Raw genomic sequence first — 15,350 nt, forward strand, 5'->3', positions numbered from 1 at the left:
CAGCTCCCACATTAAGACCGGGTCCACTTTCGGCTTAGAAATCCTTGCACAAGCGCAGGGCGTCATAGATGGCGGCGTGGGTATTGCGCTGGGCCACACAGTCACCAATGCGGAACAGCAAGTACCCCTCGCCCGCCTCGCTCAGGCATGGCTGCGGCTTGATCGCAAACAAGGCTTCAACGTCGATCTGGCCCTTGTTGCGTGAGCCTTCCTTGAGCCCGTAGTAAATGGCCTCGTCCGGACGCACGCCGTTCTCCACCACCACCTGGTCGACCACCCGCTCCTCTTTGGCGCCGGTGTATTCGTTCTCCAGCACAGCCACCAGCTTGTCGCCCTCGCGGTAGACCTTTTCCAGCATCATGTCGCCGGTCATGATCACTTCCTTGGGGTACATGCTGCGGTAGTACGTGGGGAACGATGTACCGCCGATGGCTACGCCCGGCTTGATATCGTCGGTGACGATTTCCACCTGGCTGCCTTTGTCGGCCAGGAAGTCGGCCACCGACATCCCGGTGAACTCACAGATGGTGTCGTACACCAGCACGTTCTTGCCAGGCAGCACCTTGCCGTCGAGCACGTCCCAACTGCTCACCACCAAGCCTTCAGCGGCGCCCCAATGTTCGTTTTGCTCGATATTCGGGTGACCGCCCACCGCCAGCACCACCACGTCCGGACGCACGTCCAGGATGGTCTCGGCATCGGCTGCAACACCCAGGCGCAGGTCGACTTTCAAACGCGCCAGTTCCAGTTGATACCAACGGGTGATACCGGCGATCTGGTCACGCTGCGGCGCTTTCGACGCGGTGGTGATTTGCCCGCCGATAAACTCTTTTTTCTCGAACAGCGTCACGTCGTGGCCACGTTCAGCCGCCACGCGCGCGGCTTCCATCCCGGCCGGGCCGGCGCCCACCACAACCACCTTGCGCTTGGGCCCGGTGGACTTCTCGATGATGTGCGGCACGCCCATGTATTCACGGGAGGTCGCGGCGTTCTGGATGCACAGCACATCCAGGCCCTGGTACTGGCGGTCGATGCAGTAGTTGGCGCCCACGCACTGCTTGATCTGGTCGATCTGGCCCATCTTGATCTTGGCGATCAGGTGCGGGTCGGCGATGTGCGCACGGGTCATGCCGACCATGTCCACATAACCGCCTTCCAGAATGCGCGTGGCCTGGTTCGGGTCCTTGATATTCTGCGCGTGCAGCACCGGGACCTTGACCACTTCCTTGATACCGGCCGCCAAATGCAGGAATGGCTCCGGCGGGTAGCTCATGTTCGGGATGACGTTGGCCAGGGTGTTGTGGGTGTCGCAACCCGAGCCCACCACGCCGATGAAATCGAGCATGCCGGTGTCGTCGTAATACTTGGCGATTTGCTTCATGTCCTCGTGGGACAAGCCGTCCGGGTGGAACTCGTCACCGCACAGGCGCATGCCCACACAGAAGTCGTCACCCACTTCGGCACGCACGGCCTTCAACACTTCCAGGCCGAACTTCATGCGGCCCTCGAAGCTGCCGCCCCACTCATCGGTACGCTTGTTGACCCGCGGGCTCCAGAATTGGTCGATCATGTGCTGGTGCACGGCCGACAATTCCACCCCGTCCAGGCCACCAGCCTTGGCCCGGCGCGCAGCCTGGGCGTAGTTGCCAATCACACGCCAGATCTCTTCCGGCTCGATGGTCTTGCAGGTGGCACGGTGCACCGGCTCACGCACGCCGGACGGCGACATCAGGGTCGGCCAGTTGAAGCCGTCCCAACGCGAGCGACGGCCCATGTGGGTAATCTGGATCATGATCTTGGCGCCATGCTTGTGCATGGCATCGGCCAAGTTCTGGAAGTGCGGGATGATGCGGTCGGTGGACAGGTTCACCGACGCCCACCATTCCTGCGGGCTGTCGATGGCCACCACGGAGGAGCCACCGCAGATCGCCAGGCCAATACCGCCCTTGGCTTTCTCTTCGTAATACTTCACATAGCGGTCGGTGGTCATGCCGCCGTCGGTGGCATACACCTCGGCGTGAGCAGTGCTGAGCACACGGTTGCGGATAGTCAGTTTGCCGATCTGGATCGGCGCAAACATTGCTTCGAAAGCCATGGCACGGTCCTCGGCTTACAACGGTTTGACGGTGAACAGGCCGTCGTCATGGCCCTCTTCGGAGCCTCCGTAGACTTGTTCGGCGACAGTGCGGATCTTGCTGCCACGGGCCTCAAGAATCTGGTCCATGGCGCCGGCAAACCAGCCGGTGAACATGTAGTCCACCTTGCGGCCGACCTTGCCGTACACGTAGACGAATGCCGAGTGTTCCAGCTTGACGCTGGCGGTGCCTTTATCCAGGTCGATGTCCTGGATCTTGAACAGGCCCCAGCCGCGTTGCGACAGGCGTTTCATGTAATGTTCGAACACCGCGACGCCTTCCAGGCCGTGGCATTCAGCTTCTTTTTCACACCAGTGCCAGGCGGATTTGTAGCCGGCCTTGTAGAGGATCTCGGCGTAGGCCTCAGCGCCCAGCACTTCTTCGATGCCCATGTGGTTGTTGACGAAGAAATGGCGTGGTACGTACAGCATCGGCAGGGCGTCGGAGGTCCAGACACCGGTTTCGCTGTCGACTTCGATTGGCAATTGCGGGGCGATCTTGGCCATGGAAACTTAACTCCAGAAAATTCGTTTTGATGCCCGCCGCACGGATGGCGGCGGGTGAAGGATTAAGCGAGCAGTGGCTTATTCGCCCCAGACGTCTTTCAAGACGTTGACCCAGTTCTCGCCCATGATCTTGCGCACCACGTGCTCGCTGTGGCCGCGCTTGAGCAGGGTCTCGGTGAGGTTGGGGAACTCGCCCACGGTGCGGATGCCCAGCGGGTTGATGATCTTGCCGAAGCTGGTCAGACGGCGGGCGTAACCCTTGTCATGGGTGAGCATTTCGAAGAAATCCTGGCCATGGCCCTGGGTGAAGTCGGTGCCGATGCCGATAGCGTCTTCGCCGACGATGTTCATGGTGTATTCGATGGCTTCGGCATAGTCGTCGATGGTCGAGTCGATGCCCTTGGCCAAAAACGGCGCGAACATGGTCACACCGACAAAACCGCCATGGTCGGCGATGAACTTCAGCTCTTCATCGGACTTGTTGCGCGGGTGCTCTTTAAGCCCGGACGGCAGACAGTGGGAATAGCACACCGGCTTTTTCGATTCGAGGATGACCTCTTCGCTGGTCTTGGAGCCCACGTGGGACAGGTCGCACATGATGCCGACGCGGTTCATCTCGGCGACGATCTCACGCCCGAAACCCGACAGGCCGCCATCGCGCTCATAGCAACCGGTGCCCACCAGGTTCTGGGTGTTGTAGCACATCTGCACCACGCCCACGCCGAGCTGCTTGAAGATCTCGACATAGCCGAGCTGGTCCTCAAAGGCATGGGCATTCTGAAAACCGAAGATGATGCCAGTCTTGCCCAGCTCCTTGGCGCGGCGGATGTCGGCGGTGGTTTTCACCGGGATCACCAGGTCGCTGTTTTCGCGGATCAGGGTCTGGCTGGCAACGATATTATTGATCGTGGCCTGGAAGCCTTCCCACACCGACACCGTGCAATTGGCGGCGGTGAGGCCACCTTTGCGCATGTCTTCGAACAGGTCGCGGTTCCACTTGGCAATAATCAGACCGTCGATAACGATGCTGTCGGCGTGCAACTCGGCTGGGCTCATCAGGCGTCCCCTTATTGGCGATTCATGCGCCGAATCGTCTGCCGGCGCTTTGGGGCCAGCATATGCCCAGGCACCGACGGAGCCGGGTGCAAAAACGACAGGGGAATTGCCGAAAGCGTCAATCCACGACAAAGGCTGCGAAGACAGGCCCCACGGTCGGCTGTTCTTTGTCTTACGCTTGAGCCAGAATTCCTCATCACCTGATATGAGACGGCGCAATGAAATCGATTTTCCTGGCTTTGGCACTCATCGCAACCACCGCCCACGCGGCCGAAGACACCGGCAGCACGCCGTGCGACGGCATCGAGAACGACCAGCAAACCCTGGAATGCGCCACCTACAACAAAACCACGGCCGAGCAATTGCTCAAAGATAACTATGAGGGGTTGCTGGAGCGCATGGGTTCGACCTACGGCAGCGACAAGACCAAACTGGCGGACATTACCGCCCGTCTGAAGGATGCCCAGCAAAAATGGGAGAAACTGCGGGATGCCGATTGTGCAGTGGACACCTTCCCGGCAGTGACCGGCACTAAGGCCTATGCCATTGCGCACAACGACTGCCTGGCGCGGATGAGTGATGAGCGGTCGGAGTTTTTGGAGTCGATTGGGCAGGAGTGATTCATTAAGCCCGATTAGCTGACTAAACCAACCACGAGCACCTTCTGACGTCTCGGAAATGACTTCGTTTCCATCTCTCAAGGATGAGTTATCACCATGCAATGGTTTCCTACCCCACCCACCGACAATCTATACAAATTCTTCGCTATTTCCGGCCTATTGATGCTGGGCGGGGCGCTGTTTGTAATCTTTGCGCTGGCTTACCTGGATTACCGGACAGAGCGTGAAACAGATGATTCGCTCTACCATTTTTCAAGCCAGCAGAATCAACAACAATTTAGAAACCGCATCACCGCGATCAAGAACCTCGAACCGAAAAAGGATTTGATTGCGCATCTGTCAGACAAGTTGAATAACGATCTGGAATTCTTGACTAACGCGTTGAAGGTTCAGACAGAAATAGATGTCGGCTACAAGGCAAGAACACCCGATACACTCGATCTCGTATTCGATTTCGTCCAAGCCCGAGAAACATTCTCTTTGGTCGCTGGCCTTATATATATTGTCATTGCCGCGTGCTTGACGGTTTTCGGCATCAGTTGCTGGCGCAAAAAAGTCCAAATCCCCGGTGAGCGCTTGAATGAGCTTGACGAAGAAATCAAGAAAGCCAGTTTGTTAAAGTTGCAACTTGAAATCGCTCAAATGCAGCCCATGAGTGAAACAGTAAAAAGGCTATTTGAACTTGGCGACCTCATGCGTCCGGCCAAGTAATTCAAATCATCAAGCCTTGCCAACGCTGACGGAGAATTTTATGCAAACTTGCGGCATCGAAATCAAAGGCAGCGAAGCCATCATCGCCGTCGCCTCCCTGGACAACCAGGCGCTGACCCACGTCGCCCTGGCCACCAAGAAAATCGCCCTCGACGATGACGATGAAGCGGCCAACGTCAAAGCCTTTGCCGCTCAGGTAAAGGCGTTCGTTCAAGCCAACGGCATCACTCGCATCGCCATCAAGAAGCGCAGCAAAAAAGGCGAGTTCGCCGGCGGCCCGACGACGTTCAAGATTGAAGGGGTGTTTCAACTACTGGAGGGGGTGGAAGTGACGCTGCTGTCGCCGCAGACCATCAATGCACAGAACAAGAAGCACACCTTTGATCTGCCCGCGACGCTGAACAAGTACCAGCATGAAGCCTACAAGGCGGCATGCTCGGCGCTGCTGAAAAAGTAAGCTACACCACAACTCAATGTGGGTGGGGCGGTGCGATGACGGTGTTATCGCACCGCCATTAAACGAGTTTTATACCCAATTATGGAAACGACTATAAATTATAGCCCCCACTATAATTGACTAAAAAACGATCAAACCACCTCCCGTCGCCGATCCTCCCGCGGGCATTTGGCAAACCTTGCCCGATAACTGCGGGTGAAATACGACGGTGACTCAAACCCACACGCAATACTCACCTCCAGCACGCTCATGTCGCTCTGGCGCAGCAGTTTTCGGGCTTTTTCCAGGCGCAGGCCCAGGTAGAAATTACTGGGGGTATCGTTCAGATGTAGGCGAAACAGCCGCTCCAGTTGGCGTCGGGTGACTTTGACCGTTTCGGCCAGGGCCAAGGTGCTCAGGGGCGGTTCGGTGTGCTGTTCCATTTCGCCGATCACGTGCACCAGCTTCTTGTTGTTGATGCCGTAGCGCGTGGCGATCTGCATGCGCTGGTGGTCTTTGCGCGGGCGGATGCGGCTTAGTACGAATTGCTCGGAAACCTGGATAGCCAGCTCCGGGCCGTGGGCCTGGGCGATGAGGTCGAGCATCAGGTCGATGGAGGCAGTGCCGCCGGCGCAGGTGATGCGGCGCCGGTCGATTTCGAACAGTTCCTGGGTCACACTCAGGTGCGGATAGGCTTCCTTGAAGGCGTCGATGGCTTCCCAGTGCAAGGTCAGGCGGTGGCCGTCGAGCAGGCCCGCCTCGGCCAACACGCAGGCGCCGGTGTCGATGGCGCCGAGGGTCACGCCGTCATGGTCGAGGCGGCGTAGCCAATGCTCCAGGGCGGGCGTGGCGAACTGCAGGGGTTCGAAGCCGGCCACCACCAGTAAGGTCGCGCCTTTTTTCAATGGTTCGAGGGCGGCGTCGGCGTTGACCGACATGCCGTTGCTCGCCAGCACTGCGCCGCCATCGGCACTCAAGATGTGCCAGCGGTACAGCTCGCCGCGAAAGCGGTTGGCCACGCGCAACGGTTCCAGCGCGGAGATAAAACCGAGGGCCGAGAAGCCCGGCATCAGCAAAAAATAGACATCCTGGGACATGGTGGCGCTCTCGTCGGACGGGCAGCGTGGTCACTGTGATACGCCAGTTCAACCGGCCATTCAAGAGCACAGGTCGCTGCAGTGCAAGAGCGAGTCGCCGCCGTGCGCTTTGCGGGGCGCCAAGCTGCGTAACGTGATCCCACGGCGCACCAAGACGCCGGCACCCACAATAACGACCTGCCGAGGGCTATACCCATGAACCGACTGATCAGCCGCTGCGTACTTGCACTCAGCGCCAGCGCTATTTTGAGCACCCCTGTCATGGCAGCGGATGCCCCTGCTTGCCAGAACGTGCGCATGGGCGTGGTCAACTGGACCGACGTCATCGCCACCAGCGCCATGGCCCAGGTGCTGCTCGATGGCCTCGGCTACAAGACCAAACAAACCAGCGCCTCTCAGCAAATCATCTTTGCCGGCATCCGCGACCAGCGCCTGGACCTGTTTCTTGGCTACTGGAACCCGCTGATGACACAGACCATCACGCCGTTCGTCGACGCCAAGCAAGTCAAGGTCCTCGACAAAGCCAGCCTGCAAGACGCCCGCGCCACCCTCGCAGTGCCGACTTACCTGGCCGACAAGGGCCTGAAAACCTTCGCCGACATCGCCAGGTTCGAGAAAGAGCTGGGCGGCAAGATTTATGGCATCGAGCCGGGCTCGGGGGCCAATACGCAGATCAAGGCGATGATCGCCAAGAACCAGTTCGGCCTGGGCAAGTTCCAGTTGGTGGAGTCCAGCGAAGCCGGCATGTTGGCAGCCGTGGACCGTGCCGTGCGCCGCAAGGAAGCCGTGGTGTTCTTTGGTTGGGCGCCGCACCCGATGAACGTCAATGTGGCGATGACTTACCTCACCGGCAGCGAAGGCGCCCTGGGCCCGAACGAAGGCATGGCCACCGTGTGGACCGTGACCGCGCCGGCCTACGCCGACCAGTGCCCCAATGTGCATAAGTTGCTGACCAATCTGACGTTCACCGCCGCCGACGAGAGCCGGATGATGCAACCGCTGCTGGACCATAAGGACGCTATGGAATCCGCACGACAGTGGCTCAAGGATCACCCTCAAGACCGGCAGCGCTGGCTAGATGGCGTCACCACTTTCGACGGCAAACCCGCCGCGACCAACCTGCAACTGACCAGCAAATAACGTTTTGCGAACCACCGTTTCGCGGCCACTTGCGCCCGCGAACGGCACCACCACGCCTGTAAGGAACCGCCTCATGAACCACGACGTCATCATCACCTGCGCACTCACCGGTGCTGGCGACACGACCGCCCGAAGCCCACACGTGCCGGTCACGCCCAAACAAATCGCCGCCGCCGCGGTAGAGGCCGCCAAGGCCGGCGCCACCGTGGTGCACTGCCACGTACGCGACCCGCAAACCGGCAAATTCAGCCGCGATGTAGCCCTGTACCGTGAAGTGATGGAGCGCATCCGCGAGGCCGACATCGACATCATCGTCAACCTCACCGCCGGCATGGGCGGCGACCTGGAGATCGGTGGCGGCGAGAATCCCATGGAGTTCGGGCCCAATACCGACCTGGTCGGCCCGCTGACCCGCCTGGCCCACGTTGAAGAACTGCTGCCGGAGATCTGCACCCTGGACTGCGGCACGCTGAACTTCGGCGATGGCGACACCATTTACGTGTCCACCCCGGCGCAGCTGCGGGCCGGCGCCAAACGTATCCAGGAGCTGGGCGTAAAGGCCGAGCTGGAAATCTTCGACACCGGCCACCTGTGGTTCGCCAAGCAGATGATCAAGGAAGGGTTGCTCGATAACCCGCTGTTCCAACTGTGCCTGGGCATTCCCTGGGGCGCACCGGCCGATACCACCACCATGAAAGCCATGGTCGACAACCTGCCCGCCAACGCGGTGTGGGCCGGCTTCGGCATTGGTCGCATGCAAATGCCGATGGCCGCACAAGCAGCGCTGCTCGGCGGCAACGTACGGGTGGGCCTGGAGGACAACCTTTGGCTGGACAAGGGCGTGCTCGCCACCAATGGCCAGTTGGTGGAACGCGCCAGTGAAATCCTCAGCCGGTTAGGCGCACGGGTCCTGACCCCAGCCGAAGGCCGCATCAAGATGGGCCTGACCCAACGCGGCTAACACAGACACCACACAACCCTGTGGGAGCGGGCTTGCCCGCGATGAGGCCAGTAAATCCAGCACATCTTTGTAGCCCGGAATGCCGCCATCGCGGGCAAGCCCGGCTCCCACAAAGGATCATCAAACACTTAGGAATATGCCATGCGCTTTATCACCGAAATCAAAACCTTCGCCGCGTTGGGCAGTGGCGTCATCGGCAGCGGTTGGGTGTCCCGTGCCCTTGCCCATGGCCTGAATGTAGTCGCCTGGGACCCGGCGCCCGGTGCCGAGGCAGCCCTGCGCAAACGCGTCGCCAACGCCTGGGCCGCCCTTGAGCAACAGGGCCTCGCACCCGGAGCCTCCCAAGACCGCTTGCGCTTTGTCACTACCATCGAAGACTGCGTAAAAGACGCCGACTTCATCCAGGAAAGCGCCCCTGAACGCCTGGAGCTCAAGCTGCAACTGCACAGCCAGATCAGCGCCGCGGCCAAGCCCAATGCCTTGATTGGTTCGAGCACCTCCGGGCTGTTGCCCAGCGAATTCTATGAGGGCTCCACCCACCCGGAACGCTGCGTGGTCGGCCACCCCTTCAACCCGGTCTACCTGTTGCCACTGGTAGAAGTGGTGGGCGGCAAAAACACCGCGCCTGAGGCGATCCAGGCAGCGATCAAGGTGTATGAATCCCTGGGCATGCGCCCGCTGCATGTGCGCAAGGAAGTGCCGGGGTTTATTGCGGACCGCCTGCTGGAAGCGCTGTGGCGAGAGGCCCTGCACCTGGTCAATGACGGCGTGGCGACCACCGGCGAAATCGACGATGCCATTCGTTTTGGTGCCGGGTTGCGCTGGTCGTTCATGGGCACCTTCCTCACTTACACCCTGGCGGGTGGCGATGCGGGTATGCGCCACTTCATGGCCCAGTTCGGCCCGGCGCTGCAGTTGCCGTGGACTTACCTGCCGGCACCTGAACTGACTGAAAAACTGATTGGTGATGTGGTCGATGGCACCGCCGAGCAGTTGGGTAACCACAGCATTTCGGCGCTGGAGCGCTATCGTGATGATTGCCTGCTGGCGGTGCTGGAAGCCGTAAAAGCAACCAAAGCCAAGCACGGCATGAACTTCGCCGAATAACCCTGTAGGAGCTGGCTTGCCTGCGATGGCGGTGTTGGCCTCTCCATTGCTATCGCAGGCAAGCCAGCTCCCACATTTGACCGCATACCGAATTGGGATTCATACCATGCCCGCACTGACCACCTACACCACCAAAATCCTGCCGGACTGGGTCGACTACAACGGCCATCTGCGTGACGCGTTCTACCTGCTGATCTTCAGCTACGCCACCGATGCGCTGATGGACACCCTGGGGCTGGACAGCGAAAACCGCGAAGCCAGCGGCCACTCGTTGTTCACCCTGGAGCTGCACCTGAACTACCTGCACGAGGTAAAGCTCGGCGCCGAGGTTGAGGTGCATACCCAATTGATTGCCCACGACGCCAAACGCCTGCACCTCTATCACAGCCTGCACCTTGTGGGCGAAGCACGCGAGTTGGCGGGTAACGAACAGATGCTGTTGCATGTCGATCTGGCCGGGCCGCAGTCGGCGCCGTTTGCCGGCGCGACCCTGGAAAAACTCATTGCCCTCAGCCAGGAGCACGCCGCCCTACCCCGGCCGGCCCTACTCGGCCGGGTGATCGGGCTGCCCGCGCAAAAAAAAGCCCCGATCCAGCCGTGACGGGATCGGGGCAGAGTGCTTTGTGTGAGCCGTGCATTTCGAGGGTGACCAAACCTTCAAGCTGCGTGCCTGGGTTCAGTGTGCCCGTTACGGGCCAGGTCAAGTACCCCGAAAACGACCTGTTCATAGCCATGCGAGCCATCGGTGGATTCTGCCCTTGCCGCCAGTCCTGGGGCCTACCAGAATCCAAGTCAATTCCCGCTCCCTACACCAGGATGACCGTCATGATGCACGCGGATTTGATTGACCAGGATGACCTGCTGGGCCAACTGCGCTCGCTGGGTTTTGAAGTGTCCAGCGGCGCTACCGCCGAGCAGGCGTGTGAATGTGCGGTGCGCGGCTTGAGCGAAGCGCGGGCCAAGGCGCTCAAGGGCATGGTGGAAAAGATGTACAGCGGCAGCGCGACGATTTTGCCGGCGGTGAGGCAGGCGATCGACAAGCAGTTGTTGCCTGCGCTGATGCAGTTCAAACAAAGCTCTGGCGCCTGAAATACCGCTATCGCAGGCAAGCCAGCTCCCACAGGGGAACGCATTCCAAGGTGGGAGCTGGCTTGCCTGCGATGCAGACGACTCGCTCTAGAGCCTTACGCTGGCAAACGTCGACTCGTTGCGCGCCTGGCTCAAGGCCGACATCGGCCCCGACAATGGGGACAACACCAGTGCCGGCGGAATCGGCATCATCGCCACTTGCTGGGTGGTGTTGGAACCTACGCGTTCATCCCGTGGCGGAATGCCGAAGTACTCGCGGTAGCACTTGGAAAAGTGCGGCGTAGACACAAACCCGCACACCGAGGCAACTTCGATGATCGACATCGGCGTCTGCTTGAGCAGTTGCCGTGCGCGGATCAGGCGCAGCTTGAGGTAGTAGCGCGACGGCGAGCAGTGCAGGTATTTCTGGAACAGCCGCTCCAACTGCCGGCGCGACACGGCGACATACACCGCCAGTTCGTCCAGGTCGATCGGCTCTTCGAGGTTGGCTTCCATCAGCGCGACGATTTCCTGCAGCTTCGGCTGGTTGGTGCCGAGCATGTGCTTGAGCGGCACACGCTGGTGATCCTGTTCGTTGCGGATGCGTTCGTACACGAACATCTCGGAGATGGCGGCCGACAATTCACGGCCGTGGTCGCGGCTGATCAGGTGCAGCATCATGTCCAGGGGCGCGGTGCCGCCGGAGCTGGTGAAGCGGTTGCGGTCGAGGGTGAACAGGCGCGTGCTCATGGCCACCCGCGGGAAGGCTTCCTGCATCGACGCCAGGCATTCCCAGTGCACGCTGCAATCAAAGCCGTCGAGCAAGCCGGCGCAGGCCAGGGCCCAGCTGCCGGTGCACACCGCGCCAAGGCGGCGAGACTGGCGCGCCTGGCTTTGCAGCCACGACACATGTTCACGGGTGACGGTGCGCTGGATACCCACGCCGCCGCACACGATGACCGTGTCCAGGACGGGGGCTTTGTGCATGGAGGCATCGGGGGTGATTTGCAGGCCATCGCTGGCCCACACCTGGTTGCCGTCGACACTCAGGGTTGTCCAGCGATACAGCTCGCGGCCGGACAGCTGGTTGGCCATGCGCAGTGGCTCCACGGCTGACGCCAGGGAAATCAGCGTGAAATTGTCCAGCAGCAAAAAGCCGATGGATTGAGGCGCACGGTTCTGGGGTTGGGCCCCGGAGTTGGTCGACGTCATCGCAGTATCTCCTCACATCACACAAAGCAGGTGGTGGCCTCAGGCGAGGCTCTTGTTATTGCGCTCGTCCTGGAAAGGAGAGGCTTTGTAATTGATAGAGCAAATGCCATGCCTAAAATTGAATGGCTATTCAAGAACTCCTGAAAACGACCTGTTGATGCGTCTATACAAGCCCGCACGTGAAGCGCGGGATATGACGCCTAACGGGCGGGGTTCAAGGGGTGTGAGCAGATCGGTAGCACTTGTGGGAAGGCGCTTTGCGGGCGTAGGAGAAGTCTGTCACCCAAAGCACATCAGGCGTGTGATCGTGTAGGAATCGTTCGGAAGCTACTTATCTATTTGCGACGCGCTAAAAGGTGGCGATTTTGGCTGAGGGTGTTCACTTTGTGAGCAATTGTATCTGCACGATAGCAATCGCGGGCAAGCCCGGCTCCCACCTTTGGAATGCGTTCCCCTGTGGGAGCTGGCTTGCCTGCGATAGCAATATCAATGACTCAACATTCAACCGCACTCACCGCCAACCCACCCCGCGATGTCTCTTTGTACTTGTCATGCATATCGGCCCCGGTATCACGCATGGTGCGGATCACCCGGTCCAACGAGATGAAGTGCTGGCCATCGCCACGCAGCGCCATTTGCGCCGCGTTGATCGCCTTCACCGCCGCGATCGCATTGCGCTCGATACACGGCACTTGCACCAAACCGCCCACCGGGTCGCAGGTCAGGCCAAGGTTATGTTCCAAACCGATTTCGGCGGCGTTGCACAGTTGCTCCGGCGTGGCGCCGAGAATCTCCGCCAACCCGGCTGCGGCCATCGCACATGCGGAACCGACCTCGCCCTGGCAACCGACTTCGGCCCCCGAGATCGAGGCATTCTTTTTACACAGGATGCCCACCGCTGCCGCGCCCAGCAGATAGTCGACCACGTTGGCTTCGGTGACTTCTTCACTGAACTTCATAAAGTAGTGCAACACCGCCGGGATGATCCCCGCCGCGCCATTGGTAGGCGCCGTGACCATGCGCCCACCGGCGGCGTTTTCTTCGTTGACCGCCAGGGCGAACAGGTTGACCCATTCCATGGCGCTCAAGGTCGAGCCGATCACATTGGGCTTGTTCAGCTCCTGCAAGCTGCGGTGCAACTTGGCAGCGCGACGGCGCACGTTCAAGCCGCCGGGCAGAATACCCTCGTGCTTGAGGCCCTGCTCCACGCAATCTTGCATGGCGCGCCAGAGGTTCATCAGGCCGCTACGAATTTCTTCTTCGCTGCGCCAGGTTTTTTCATTCGCCAGCATCAGTTCGGCAACGCGCAGGTTGTGGGTCTTGCACAGCTGCAGCAGCTCCACGGCACTGGAAAAGTCATAGGGCAGCTCGGTGCGGTCCATGTCCGCCACACCGCTTTGGGCCTGGGCTTCATCCACCACGAAACCGCCGCCCACCGAGTAATAGGTGTCGCGGTGCAACTCGCCGTTTTCGCCGAATACCACCAGGGTCATGGCATTGGGATGAAACGGCAGGTTCTCATCGAGCAGGCGCATGTCCCGCGCCCACACAAACGGCACCGGCAAACGCCCGTCCAGCAGCAGCGTGTCGGTTTCGCGCAAGGTGTGAATGCGGGCGCCAATTTGCGTGGGGTCGATTGCGTCCGGCCATTCGCCCATCAGGCCCATGATGGTGGCGGTGTCGCTGCCATGACCGATGCCGGTGGCCGACAGCGAGCCGTACAGTTGCACTTCGACACGCTGCACCTGTTCCAGCCACCCGCGTTCACGCAACCCTTGAACAAACAACGCTGCGGCGCGCATGGGCCCCACGGTGTGCGAACTCGAAGGCCCGATGCCGATCTTGAACAGGTCGAAAACGCTGATAGCCATTAACGTGAAACTCCTCGATAAGCACGGGCCGGGCTTGAACGAGGTGCTACGCTCAGATCGCCCAGATGGCGGCATCATCAAGCTTTTATTCGTCATCACGGCGTCTCACACCGACGCACTCATGCTCACCAGCGGCGCTCGCGTGCGAACGCCAGTTTTGGCCGTTTTTTGCGGTGCAGAAGGGTAAAAACAGCAGTTTTACCTTCGGAAAAACCTGTAAGCGACGTCATCGGTACTGGATGCGACCCTCCCTGTACTGGATACGACGCCCCCTGTAGGCGTCAGATTTTCACTGGTACATGATCAGTCTCGACTCGTTTGCAAGGCACCGCGCCAGAGCTGTTGTCGCACGCTCCAACCGCAACACTTATAAAGCGCGGCGAATGCCGCCAGAAAAGACACAGGAGTCTACCCACATGAAAGGTTCACCCTCGTTGTTGTTGGCCGCCATGCTGAGTCTGCCAGTCGTGGCACACGCCGCAGAACCGGAACAGTGCAAGACCGTCAACTTCTCCGATGTCGGCTGGACCGACATCACCGTCACCACCGCGACCACCAGCGAGATCCTCAAGGGCCTGGGCTACAAGCCGCGCACCACGATGATTTCGGTACCCGTGACTTACAAGTCCCTGGCCGACGGCAAGAACATGGACATTTTCCTCGGCAACTGGATGCCGACCATGGAAAACGACATCAAGCAGTACCGTGATGCCGGCACCGTGGAAACCGTGCGCGCCAACCTGGAGAACGCCAAGTACACCCTGGCAGTCCCACAAGCGCTGTACGACAAGGGCCTGAAGGACTTCGCCGACATCGCCAAATTCAAGGATGAGCTGGGCGGCAAGATCTACGGCATCGAGCCGGGCAACGATGGCAACCGCACCATCCAGACGCTGATCGACAAAGATGCCTTCGGCCTGAAAACCGCCGGCTTCAAAGTGGTTGAATCCAGCGAAGCCGGCATGCTCTCCCAGGTTGAACGCGCCTCCAAGCGCAACCAGGCCATCGTGTTCCTCGGCTGGGAACCGCACCCGATGAACACCCGCTTCAAGATGAAGTACCTGACCGGTGGTGACGACTCGTTCGGCCCCAACTACGGCCAGGCCACCATCTACACCAACACCCGCAAAGGCTACACCCAGGAATGCAGCAACGTTGGTCAGTTGCTGAAGAACCTGGTGTTCACCCTCGACATGGAAAGCACCCTGATGGGGAACGTCCTGGACGACAAGATGAAGGCCGATGCTGCCGCCAAGGCCTGGCTGCAAAAGAACCCGCAAGTGCTCGACACCTGGCTCGCCGGTGTCACCACCGTTGATGGCAAACCAGGGCTCGATGCCGTTAAAGCTTACCTCGCCAAATAGCACCCGCTGACCCCAGGCCGGTGCGCTGGCCTGGGATGTTTTCCCCTTCGCATGTGGACATTCACT

General features: G+C 60.0%; 15 protein-coding genes. 9 read left to right on the forward strand and 6 right to left on the reverse strand.

Translation table 11 applies throughout. From position 1 onward, the window contains the following. Positions 1–34: 34 nt before the first annotated feature. The 3 genes from dgcA to DK871_RS02270 all read right to left on the reverse strand — a co-directional run bounded on the left by dgcA (position 35) and on the right by DK871_RS02270 (position 3,697). Entirely contained in the window at positions 35–2,095 is a 2,061-nt protein-coding gene (gene dgcA / locus DK871_RS02260) for a dimethylglycine demethylation protein DgcA (protein ID WP_161903839.1), read from the reverse strand. 15 nt (positions 2,096–2,110) lie between these two features. After that, positions 2,111–2,641, reverse strand: a complete 531-nt coding sequence (locus DK871_RS02265; protein WP_008083165.1) for a DUF5943 domain-containing protein — start codon at positions 2,639–2,641, stop codon at positions 2,111–2,113. A gap of 78 nt (positions 2,642–2,719) precedes the next feature. After that, positions 2,720–3,697: a dipeptidase gene (locus DK871_RS02270; RefSeq protein WP_161903840.1), complete on the reverse strand. Its 978-nt coding sequence runs from the start codon at positions 3,695–3,697 to the stop codon at positions 2,720–2,722. A gap of 218 nt (positions 3,698–3,915) precedes the next feature. On the opposite strand from DK871_RS02270, the gene DK871_RS02275 reads away from it, so the two are divergent. From DK871_RS02275 to DK871_RS02285, 3 genes are all read left to right on the forward strand, one after another. Next, positions 3,916–4,317 (forward strand): lysozyme inhibitor LprI family protein, encoded by a 402-nt coding sequence (locus DK871_RS02275; RefSeq protein WP_161903841.1) that lies wholly within the window; start codon positions 3,916–3,918, stop codon positions 4,315–4,317. Between the two features lie 96 nt (positions 4,318–4,413). Then, complete coding sequence (locus DK871_RS02280) at positions 4,414–5,028, forward strand: hypothetical protein (protein WP_161903842.1); 615 nt, start codon at positions 4,414–4,416, stop codon at positions 5,026–5,028. A 40-nt stretch (positions 5,029–5,068) separates the two neighbouring features. Next, on the forward strand, positions 5,069–5,485 hold the full coding sequence (locus DK871_RS02285; RefSeq protein WP_161903843.1) for a DUF3010 family protein: 417 nt from the start codon (positions 5,069–5,071) through the stop codon (positions 5,483–5,485). Positions 5,486–5,616: 131 nt separating this feature from the next. On the opposite strand, the gene DK871_RS02290 is transcribed toward DK871_RS02285, so the two are convergent. Then, complete coding sequence (locus DK871_RS02290; RefSeq protein ID WP_161903844.1) at positions 5,617–6,561, reverse strand: GlxA family transcriptional regulator; 945 nt, start codon at positions 6,559–6,561, stop codon at positions 5,617–5,619. A 195-nt stretch (positions 6,562–6,756) separates the two neighbouring features. On the opposite strand from DK871_RS02290, the gene choX reads away from it, so the two are divergent. The 5 genes from choX (at position 6,757) to DK871_RS02315 (ending at position 10,858) form a co-directional block, all read left to right on the forward strand. Beyond that, the gene (choX, locus tag DK871_RS02295) at positions 6,757–7,701 is read left to right on the forward strand and encodes a choline ABC transporter substrate-binding protein (RefSeq protein WP_161903845.1); all 945 of its coding nucleotides are present in this window, start codon (positions 6,757–6,759) and stop codon (positions 7,699–7,701) included. Positions 7,702–7,774: 73 nt separating this feature from the next. Beyond that, the gene (locus tag DK871_RS02300) at positions 7,775–8,662 is read left to right on the forward strand and encodes a 3-keto-5-aminohexanoate cleavage protein (protein WP_161903846.1); all 888 of its coding nucleotides are present in this window, start codon (positions 7,775–7,777) and stop codon (positions 8,660–8,662) included. 141 nt (positions 8,663–8,803) lie between these two features. Then, positions 8,804–9,769, forward strand: a complete 966-nt coding sequence (locus DK871_RS02305; protein ID WP_161903847.1) for an L-carnitine dehydrogenase — start codon at positions 8,804–8,806, stop codon at positions 9,767–9,769. Positions 9,770–9,875: 106 nt separating this feature from the next. Further along, positions 9,876–10,370 (forward strand): thioesterase family protein, encoded by a 495-nt coding sequence (locus tag DK871_RS02310; RefSeq protein WP_056782937.1) that lies wholly within the window; start codon positions 9,876–9,878, stop codon positions 10,368–10,370. Positions 10,371–10,594: 224 nt separating this feature from the next. After that, positions 10,595–10,858, forward strand: a complete 264-nt coding sequence (locus tag DK871_RS02315; RefSeq protein ID WP_032894934.1) for a hypothetical protein — start codon at positions 10,595–10,597, stop codon at positions 10,856–10,858. Positions 10,859–10,945: 87 nt separating this feature from the next. On the opposite strand, the gene DK871_RS02320 is transcribed toward DK871_RS02315, so the two are convergent. Then, positions 10,946–12,049: a GlxA family transcriptional regulator gene (locus DK871_RS02320; RefSeq protein ID WP_003194907.1), complete on the reverse strand. Its 1,104-nt coding sequence runs from the start codon at positions 12,047–12,049 to the stop codon at positions 10,946–10,948. 494 nt (positions 12,050–12,543) lie between these two features. After that, positions 12,544–13,920 (reverse strand): L-serine ammonia-lyase, encoded by a 1,377-nt coding sequence (locus tag DK871_RS02325; protein ID WP_161903848.1) that lies wholly within the window; start codon positions 13,918–13,920, stop codon positions 12,544–12,546. A gap of 416 nt (positions 13,921–14,336) precedes the next feature. Between DK871_RS02325 and DK871_RS02330 the strand changes: the two genes are divergently transcribed. Continuing rightward, the gene (locus tag DK871_RS02330; RefSeq protein WP_044271836.1) at positions 14,337–15,284 is read left to right on the forward strand and encodes a choline ABC transporter substrate-binding protein; all 948 of its coding nucleotides are present in this window, start codon (positions 14,337–14,339) and stop codon (positions 15,282–15,284) included. The last annotated feature ends 66 nt before the right edge of the window (positions 15,285–15,350 follow it).

This window comes from Pseudomonas sp. L13, assembly GCF_009935965.1.
Classification (GTDB): Bacteria; Pseudomonadota; Gammaproteobacteria; order Pseudomonadales; family Pseudomonadaceae; genus Aquipseudomonas; species Aquipseudomonas lactis.